Raw genomic sequence first — 3,149 nt, 5'->3', positions numbered from 1 at the left:
CATATGGTCTTCGGCGCCGCCGCCGCGGCTGCCGGTTTCATGCTGATCTGGCCCGATGCCGCCGATGACCCGGAACGCTGGGCCGACATGGGCATCATCGCCGGCGCCGGCCTGGTGGCCGGCCTGATCTACTGGCTGATCGCCGGGCGCGACGCCGGCTTCCGCCGGCCGTTGATCAAAGCAATTCCGGGAAAAGTGTGAAGCGGTCAGGCTCGGCGCCTTCGCCGTGGCCGTCCGTCCGGAATTGCTTGAGAGTAAAAAGCTCAGCTTGACGGCGTACGCACCGCTTCGGTCGCGTCCAGCGCCTGCATCAGCTTGGAATCGCGGTCATAGACATCGTCGAAATACTCGACCTTGCCCGACATGTCCGGCCATGCGGTGAAATAGGCGACATAGACCGGGATGACCCGCGTGACATTCTCGGTCGAATGGCCATGCTTCAGCTTCTCGGCGATGTCGTCGACCGTGGTGCCGAGCACAGCGGCGGCCATGCCGCGCGGATCCTGCAACCGGACGCAGCCATGGCTGAGCGCGCGCATGTCGCGCGCGAAGAACGACTTCTGCGGCGTGTCGTGCATGTAGATGGCATGCTTGTTTGGAAAGAGAATCTTCAATTCGCCCAAGGCATTGGCCTCGCTCGGCTGCTGACGCACGCTGAACGGAATGTTAGCGCCATAGGCACCCCAATCGACCGCCGCCGACGGGATGCGCTTGCCGCGCGAATCCGTCACCTCATAGCCGGCGCGATCGAGATAGCCCGGATCGCTGCGCAGCCTTGGCAGCATCTCGTTGACGATGATCGACTGCGGCACGCCCCAATAGGGATGGAAGTCGACCTGCTTGATCTGGTTGTAGAAGAAGGCGGTCTGGTTGGTGACCCGGCCGATGACCGCGCGGGTCTTCAGCTTCTCCTCGCCATTGTCGATATAGCTGGCGGTGAAGGCGGGCTGGTTGATGAAGACGCGCGGGCTGCCGAGATCCGACGGCATCCAGCGCAGTTCCTCGAGCGCCACCTTGACCTTCTCGATCTTGTCGGCCTTCGACGTGCCTGCCAGCGAAGCCACCGTACGCGGGCCGATGACGCCATCGCCCTTCATGCCGGCGCGCTGCTGCACGGCCTTGATCACCGGCACCAGCTCGGGATCGTAGAACTCGCTCTTGCCCAGCCTGGCGAGCACCTCGCCGTAATTGCCACCCATCTCATCGTCGAGATTGCGCGAAATCAGCGTCAACAACTTCGGCAATTCGGGGCTGCTCTCGCCAGGCTTGAGCAGCAACTTCGGATCGACGACAATCTCGTTTTCCTCGCTGGCCTCGAGCGCCTCCAACTCGACTCGCAGCGCCTGGTATTCGGCATTCTGCGGATGCCGCGATTCCAGATAGGTGCGGACTTCCTGAGTATGCGCCAGCGTCTTCAGCGCGCCTTCCAGATCGAAGGACTTGGCCGGGAAGTCGTAGTAACCGGTCATCCGGTTGGGATCGACGCGGCCGCTCTGGGCGTCTTGCGCATAACGCAGCACGCGCGCCGACAGCGCCATCTCGAAGCGTACCAGTTCCTTGGTCCGCTCTTCCGGTGTGGCGGAAGTCGCGGTCGCTGGAACGTCGACCGAATAGTCGGCCGGCGTCAGGCCGTAGCTTGCCGCCTCGCCCAGGACGCGCACCGCATCCTGCGCCCGGCTGTTAGGGGCATTGTCGCTTACCCAGATGAAATCCGGATTGGCCGAATAATAAGCGACCAGCGCCTTGGCGATATCCGGCTCGGCAAACAGTTCGTAGTCGCTCAAGCCTGCGACGGCATCACGGAAGCTGTTGCTCGTCACCGAAGGGACAAAGGCGGCGTCCTGCGCGGTCGCCGGTTGCGGCACCGGCAGCAGCGATTTGAAATCGACCCGCACGAGCTTGTCGGCCCGGTAGGTGTTGTAGGTCGGGCTGCTGATTCTGACGCGGCCACCGCCCTCTCCGGCGGGCGCTGCCGGCCGTATCTTGCGTGGCTTCGGCGGCGGCGGAAATTCGCCTTGCGGGTTGTGCCGGATGCCGCCGCCGAACAGCATGTCGAACAGCCCTTGCGCGCTTGCCGGCTGCTGCCCGAGGGCAAGCGTCGCCGCGACCGCGATCGGCAGGACGGCTTTTTTGTTCCCGAGGATTTTCATGCTTCACCCGCACCGGTTGAAACCGGTTCCCGTTCCGCGCCGCTAGACGGTCCCGCCCTCCGCATGGCGGATGTATGACGCGACTATACCGATTCATACTGATTTCGTTAAGCTTCCATAAATTTCCGGAGCCGTGTTGCAGAACGGTTTCACATCATCGTGAGACCCAGAGCGGCGATTGCTCCGGGCCCCACGCGTTCGCAAAGCTGTCGAAAACAATCAGGCGTTGGCGCCGCCATCGATGGTCAACGATGCCCCGGTGACGAAGCGTCCCTCAGGGCTCGCCAACCACGCCACCATTCCCGCGATCTCCTCGGCTTCGCCGAAGCGCGGCGTCGCCATCTTCTGGCGCTGGTGCTCCGCATGTGGCCCGTTGGCGGGATTCATGTCGGTGTCGGTGGAGCCCGGATGAACAATGTTGGCGGTGATGCCGCGCGGACCGAGGTCGCGCGCCAAAGCCTTCGTAAGTCCGATCAGCGCCGCCTTGCTGGTCGAATAGGCGCTGAGGCCCGTATCCGTCACGCGCTCGGCCAGATTGCTGCCGATCGAGATGATCCTGCCGCCATCCGCCATATGCCGCGCGGCGGCCTTGGAGGCGACGAAAGGCGCTCTCAGATTGACCTCCATGCTCTCGTCGAAATCGGCGAGCGACAAGACGTCGATCGGCGCGGCGCGCCAGATGCCGGCGCTGTTGACCAGGATGTCGAGCCGCCCGAACGCATCCATCGCCCGATCGACGGCGCTTTCGATCGCCGGGGCATCGCGCCCGTCGGCCTTGATGGCGATAGCGCGCCCACCGGCCGCCTCGATCTCGTCGACCACGATGCGTGCCTGCGCCTCGCCGTTCACATAGGTCAAGGCGACGCTCGCGCCGTCACGTGCGAGTCTTTTCGCGATGGCCGCGCCGATGCCTCGGCTGCCGCCCGTTACCAATGCGGCCTTGCCGCGCAACTGGTTTGAAGGCATCGATTTCTCCTTATGTAATGATCGATACATAAA

2 protein-coding genes and 1 pseudogene are annotated in these 3,149 nt (G+C 63.6%); 1 reads left to right on the top strand and 2 read right to left on the bottom strand.

From position 1 onward, the window contains the following. A pseudogene (locus EOD07_RS28345) lies at positions 1-201 on the top strand (hypothetical protein); the annotation flags it as partial. A gap of 62 nt (positions 202-263) precedes the next feature. On the opposite strand, the gene EOD07_RS28340 reads toward EOD07_RS28345, so the two are convergent. Beyond that, complete coding sequence (locus tag EOD07_RS28340; protein WP_127237726.1) at positions 264-2,150, bottom strand: murein L,D-transpeptidase; 1,887 nt, start codon at positions 2,148-2,150, stop codon at positions 264-266. A gap of 219 nt (positions 2,151-2,369) precedes the next feature. Then, positions 2,370-3,116 (bottom strand): 3-oxoacyl-ACP reductase family protein, encoded by a 747-nt coding sequence (locus EOD07_RS28335; protein ID WP_127237725.1) that lies wholly within the window; start codon positions 3,114-3,116, stop codon positions 2,370-2,372. Between the last annotated feature and the right edge of the window lie 33 nt (positions 3,117-3,149).

The sequence above is a fragment of the Mesorhizobium sp. M2C.T.Ca.TU.002.02.1.1 genome, from assembly GCF_003997225.1.
The sequence above is the reverse complement of the archived record's forward strand: the minus strand, read 5'-3'. Positions and strand labels throughout refer to the sequence as shown.

Bases quoted from the DNA above. Each gene is read 5' to 3' on its own strand.
- EOD07_RS28335 (WP_127237725.1), bottom strand. From the start codon at position 3,116: ATGCCTTCAAACCAGTTGCGCGGCAAGGCCGCATTGGTAACGGGCGGC.
- EOD07_RS28340 (WP_127237726.1), bottom strand. From the start codon at position 2,150: ATGAAAATCCTCGGGAACAAAAAAGCCGTCCTGCCGATCGCGGTCGCG.